Genomic DNA, 5,312 nt, shown 5'->3' with positions numbered 1-5,312 from the left:
TAAAAAACCTAAAACTAAACGAAAGAATTTGGAGCTAGCGGGCGGCTCGCCGCAGCTTTGCGTGTCACAGCCTCGCGCACTATAGCTTCACGCTCCGTGCTGCGACCTCACGCGCCGTAAAATTTGAAATTTTAAAATTCCGCTTTTTGATTTTGCACTTTGGAATTTTGCGTGCCTTAAAATCCCGCGCGTTTTGAAATTTAAAATTTTAATCCATGCTACGAAATTCCGCACCGCAAAATTTAAAATTATGAAATTAAAATTCCGTGCCTTGAAATTCTACGCTTTAAAATTTAAAATTTTAAAATTCCGTAGTCGAAATTCTGCACGCCTGAAATTCGAAATTTTGCCGCGCCTTAAAATTTAAAATCCAAATCCGCTCGCTGCGGAATTCTGCGAAATTGCGGAATTTGAAATTCCTTGAAGTTGCAAAATTCCGCGAGGTTGTCGCTTGAAATTCGTCTTTCAAAGCATAAGGCTAAGCAGCAGCAAAAATCCGATGAAGCTTAGGGCGTTGCCGAAGGAGCCGCCGATGTGATCGCCGAGCTGCGTCAGCACGAGCGCGCCGCCTAGACGCAGACCTATTTGTAGCGCCACGCCCGCGATAAAATCCGCTGCGCGCCGAAGTCCGCTGCGCGTATCGCCTAGCTTGGCGCTGCGGCTTTGATTCCAAAGCCCGCTTACGCGGTAGTCTTTGTAGCGGGCGCGGAGAATATCGCCGTTTTGCAGCTCGAAGCTCTGCGAGGCGTCCTTCGCCTTGGCGGGTGCCGTGGCTTCGGCGGAGCGGACGGAATTTATAGAATTTGCTGCGTTAGTAGAATTTGCAGAGCTTGTGGAATTCGCTGATTTCGCAAAATTCTTAATACTCGCAGAATTTGTAGAATTTGCTGTGTTTAAATTCTTAAATTCCGCAGAATTTTTGCCGCCTGTGAGCTCCGCTAAATTTTGATCCGAACGTAGCGCGCCGGAGACGATCTGCAGCTTGCTATCGCCCGATAAATACAGCCCGTCCAGCGCGAAGCCATAATAATAAACGTCGCCGCTTTGCAGCACACGCACGCCGCTAGCATAGCCCTCCGTTTCGCCGCTTCGCTTGGGCTCTTTGGAGTGCGGAAGCGCTGCGAATATGTGCCCGAACTTTGCGGCGCGCCAGTCTCTGCGCATAAACTTAAAGCTGCAATATGCAAAAGGCGCGAGGACGGGCAGGGCTATCGCCACCGCAGGATCGTTCTTTTCAAAAATAAAGATTATGCAGTAGATGCTCATCGCAGCTAGCGCTACGCCGAAGGCTGCAAATATCGCGGCGAGCGCCGTGCTACCGGCGTCCTTCCAGCGCTGCGCGCCTAGGCTTAGATTAACGAAATCTAGCGGAAGGACGGAAGCGGCGGAGTTTGCCAAAGCGCCTCCGCGGCTCTCGCGAGTAGAATTTAAAGAGGTGGAGCCGCTTAAATCTTTGCAATTCAAACTCGAAGTATAAAGTTCCGTATTAGCGTTCGCCTGCTCGTTAAAGCCTTCGCGGATCAGGCTCAAAACGGCGGAATTTATACCGCTGCGATCTTTGCCCACTAAATCAGATACCGCAGAATTTTGGCGCGCACTTGCCGCCGTATCGCTATATGCGTCGCAGTCTGAATTTGCAGCGGTGGAATTTCCGCTGTCTGGAGTTTCGCAGCTAGGGCGCAGCACGGAATTTTCACCGCTTAAATCGGCGCCGTTTAAAGCGCTGCGGCTGGAATTTAAGCCCCTCAAAGCCTCGCGGCTGGAATTTAAGCTTAAAGCCTCATATATCACCGCCAGCTCGTCGCCCTCGCGTATCGGCAGATAAAGTCCGTCGCGCCTTAAATCCAAAATTCCCGCAAAGCGCAAGCCCTCCAGCGTAAAGCTAAATTTCGCCGTGTCTGCAGCCGCGGGCTGTAGCTTTAAATCCCTAGCCGTGCCGCGAGCAAGCTTGATCTGCCGCGGCGAAAGAAATTTAGCAAATCCCATGCGCGCCTTTCAATTTAGCAAAATTCCGCTCCTCCTATTTCGCGGCGGATTTTTTGCGGACCTGGATATTGATGAGCTCAACAAGCAGTGAAAACGCCATCGAGAAGTAGATGTAGCCCTTAGGTATGTGAAAGCCCAGCCCGTCGGCGATCAGCGAGACGCCCACCAAAATCAAAAACGCAAGCGCTAAAATTTTGATCGTCGGGTTTGTGTCCACGAAGCGCGCGATCGCGCCGCTAGCGAGCATCATCACGCCCACGGCGATGATGACTGCGAGGATCATCACGGGCAGGTGCTGCGCCATGCCCACGGCGGTGATGACGCTGTCGAGCGAAAAGATGATGTCCAAAACGGCGATCTGCACGAGCGTGCCGCCGAAGCTTGCCTTGCCGCTGCTAGCGCTGCGCTCGTGTGCCTCGCCCGTGGCGCTGGAGTGGATCTCGAGCGTGGATTTGACGAGCAGAAACAATCCACCGCCGATCAGCACGAGATCGCGTCCGCTAAAATCGCGCGCAAGCACGCTAAATAGTGGCTTAGTTAGCCCCATGATCCAGCTTAAGCTAAGAAGTAGCAGTATGCGCGTGAACATCGCAAGCGCAAGCCCCATTATACGGGCGCGTCCGCGCTGCGCCTCGGGCAGGCGGCCGCACAAAATCGCGATAAAGATGATATTGTCGATGCCAAGCACGATCTCAAGCCCCGTGAGCGTCGCCAGGCTGATCCATGCCTCGGGTGAGGCGATCCATTCAAACATCGGTTTCCTTTGGGTGAAAATTTAAGCCGTGATGATAGCGAAAGTTTGGTTAAAATTTCTAAATTTTACCGCCTTCGTGCGCGAAACTGCGCGCGGAATCAGGCGATGCAATGCGGACGGTTTATCTTGGAATTTTACCGCAAGACTATTTCGCTAAAAGGCGCAAAGCGCCGCATGCGCGGTAGAATTGCGGCGCGTGGAATTTCATTGATTGAGAGAACGGAATTTTGGCAGTGAAATTTTAAAATTTAGGCTATAAATTTACCCGTTTTTAAGCAGGGGGGGGGGTAGCATTATTTTCTAGAAAATTTACCTCAAGGAGTTAAAGATGAAATATGCACTAGGTGTCGCGCTGGCGACGTTGATTTTTACGGGATGCGGCGCGGACGAAATAGAGCTCGTGAAAAACTATACTCTGCCCGATTTTAAGTCGATGAGTATCGGCACGGCGATCGAGGGCTCGAAAATGTGTAAAAATATCACGTGGAGCAAAGAGGAAAACGGCGGATTAAAGACGGTCAAAATGGTTTGCGACCTGAATATGGAGAAAGTACTGGCAAATATTATAGAATCAAATAAAAAGCGCGAGCAAGATATGTTGAGCCGTATTTTAGATAGCGCCATGATCTTTTATGGAGGAAAGACTTATGATAAGCAAGATCTGCTTAAGATAGCGAACGAGCATTGCAAAATAAACAATGCGAAATTTCAAGAAACGCTCAAGACTAAAGGGAAAATAGATTATGACGATCAAAAAATGCTAGTTGATTGTGACGATACGTTAAAAGATGAAATACTAAAGCCCGGCGATTCTAGAATTAACAAAACAAATTCTATTGGTGAGATTATGATGTTTTTGAAAGAAGCCGTTTATTTGTCGCAACTAACGCCCGAACAAGAAAAAGCGCAGCTAGGAAAAGCGGCAAAGCTATCATCCTCCACGATTGAACTAAATTTTGTGGTAAATGCCGACAAGAGCGTGAGTTTGTCCGATAAATTTAAATTTACCCAAGACGGCAAAGAAGATTCCAATAATAGAATAAGCTCAAAAAAGATTCTTGCAGGCTTCTACGAAAGATAAAAAGACTCGTTGCTCGCGGCTAAATTTTATAAAATTTTAAAATTTAGCCGCTTTTTTATATCAAAATCTCATTCAAAATTTTACGTGGATTTTAAATTTAAAGCGCGATGTCTTCTCGTCGCCAAGGCTAAATTTAAATTTTAGCTTCATTGCGGCGCGGGGGCTGAATTTTCGCTGCGCGAAATTTTAAATTTTATTCAACATACCGCGCGGCGCGGATAAGCTAGCGAGCCGAGCTTGAGGTTTTAGATAAAATTCGACCTTGTACGGGCTCTTTTGTGAGATATGAATGCGTGCAGTCAAAATTCCTACGAGCGGTATAGAGTAGGCTCTAGCCGCGATTGCGGGGCGGGAGGTGCGGTTAAAATTCTGACGAACTAGCCAAAAAACGGATTTCGCCTGCCAAAAACTAGCGATTTGCCGCAACGACCGAAATCGATGGTTTGCCTTCAAATATGAGTTTCAGCGCCGTTTGCCAACGGAATATCAATCGAAATCAGCGCACTTCGTCTTTGGATATTAGTTTTGTACCGTCCAAAATATCAACCGAAATCAGCGGTTTTCCTCGCTGATCAAGCAGGCTTGTTGCGGCGTTAATCAAACAGCGAGGGTTGCAGCGATTTGATCTTGTAGCTTGCACGGTGAAAAGGCGTGAGCCCGTAGCGTTCGATCGCCGCGATGTGCGTGCGCGAGCCGTAGCCTTTGTTTTGCGCGAAGCCGTATTGCGGGTAGCGCTGCGCGAGCTCATACATCGTGCGGTCGCGCGTGACCTTGGCGAGGATGCTCGCTGCGCTTACTTCGGCGATTTGCGCGTCGGCCTTTACGAGCGTTTGAAGCCCGCGTACGCCGAAGGTTGCGTTGCCGTCGTAGATGATCTGTCCGCTAAAATCCCCAAAATACGCGAGAATCTGCTCAAGCGCCGATCTTAGACATGCGCTGAGTCCGATCTCATCGACCTGTGCGCTTGAAATTTCGACGATTTTGTAGCGCGAGTTTTCGATGATCTGAGTGTAGAGTTCCTCGCGGCGCTTTTCGCTTAGCTTTTTGCTATCGGCAAGGCCTGCGATCTCGCGTTGCAGCACACATCCCGCGACGCAAAGCGGTCCTGCAAGGCAGCCGCGCCCCGCCTCGTCGATGCCGCAAATTTGCCCGCTCACTGCGCGTCCTTTCGCACGACTGGCGCAGCCCCGCTTAGCAGGTCGTGTAAATTTAATCTATCTTTACGAAAGAAGCAGATCAAAAGCCCGATGACGCTAAAGCCTGCAAAAACGAAGCACGCAAAGCGAGCCAGCGCCCTAAAGAAGCTTACTTTGCGCCCGCTGCGAACATCGATGAGGTAAAGCCCAGCGAGCTTATAGCCTGGCGTCTGGGCGCTGCGGGCGTAAAATGCCGCGCAAATAGCGCCGTATGCGAGCCATATAAGCGCGATTGCAGCTTGGTTGCGCCACAGAGCCTCTTTCGAGCCCAAGACGAGATAGGTAACGCCGTAGA

The 5,312-nt window shown here is 49.8% G+C and carries 5 protein-coding genes; 1 reads left to right on the top strand and 4 read right to left on the bottom strand.

Annotation, left to right across the window (positions count from 1 at the left end; genetic code table 11):
• Positions 1-465: 465 nt before the first annotated feature.
• Positions 466-1,986: a hypothetical protein gene (locus Q0140_RS01625; RefSeq protein ID WP_297961000.1), complete on the bottom strand. Its 1,521-nt coding sequence runs from the start codon at positions 1,984-1,986 to the stop codon at positions 466-468.
• Between the two features lie 34 nt (positions 1,987-2,020).
• On the bottom strand, positions 2,021-2,740 hold the full coding sequence (locus Q0140_RS01620; protein WP_297960997.1) for a TerC family protein: 720 nt from the start codon (positions 2,738-2,740) through the stop codon (positions 2,021-2,023).
• Positions 2,741-3,068: 328 nt separating this feature from the next.
• Here Q0140_RS01620 and Q0140_RS01615 point away from each other — a divergent pair, with 328 nt between their 5' ends.
• Positions 3,069-3,821 carry a hypothetical protein gene (locus tag Q0140_RS01615; protein WP_297960994.1) on the top strand — a complete coding sequence of 251 codons (753 nt, stop codon included), beginning with the start codon at positions 3,069-3,071 and terminating at the stop codon, positions 3,819-3,821.
• A gap of 593 nt (positions 3,822-4,414) precedes the next feature.
• Here the strand turns inward: Q0140_RS01615 and Q0140_RS01610 are convergent.
• Both Q0140_RS01610 and Q0140_RS01605 read right to left on the bottom strand, forming a co-directional pair.
• Positions 4,415-4,978 (bottom strand): ribonuclease HII, encoded by a 564-nt coding sequence (locus Q0140_RS01610; protein WP_297960991.1) that lies wholly within the window; start codon positions 4,976-4,978, stop codon positions 4,415-4,417.
• Positions 4,975-5,312, bottom strand: a 338-nt coding sequence (locus Q0140_RS01605) for an RDD family protein (protein ID WP_297960989.1), incomplete at its 5' end; no start/stop codon positions are given. The genes Q0140_RS01605 and Q0140_RS01610, both read right to left, overlap by 4 nt.

Origin of the sequence: uncultured Campylobacter sp. (assembly GCF_938045405.1) — a bacterium.
Classification (GTDB): Bacteria; Campylobacterota; Campylobacteria; order Campylobacterales; family Campylobacteraceae; genus Campylobacter_B.
This window is presented reverse-complemented; position numbering and strand designations above follow the sequence as displayed.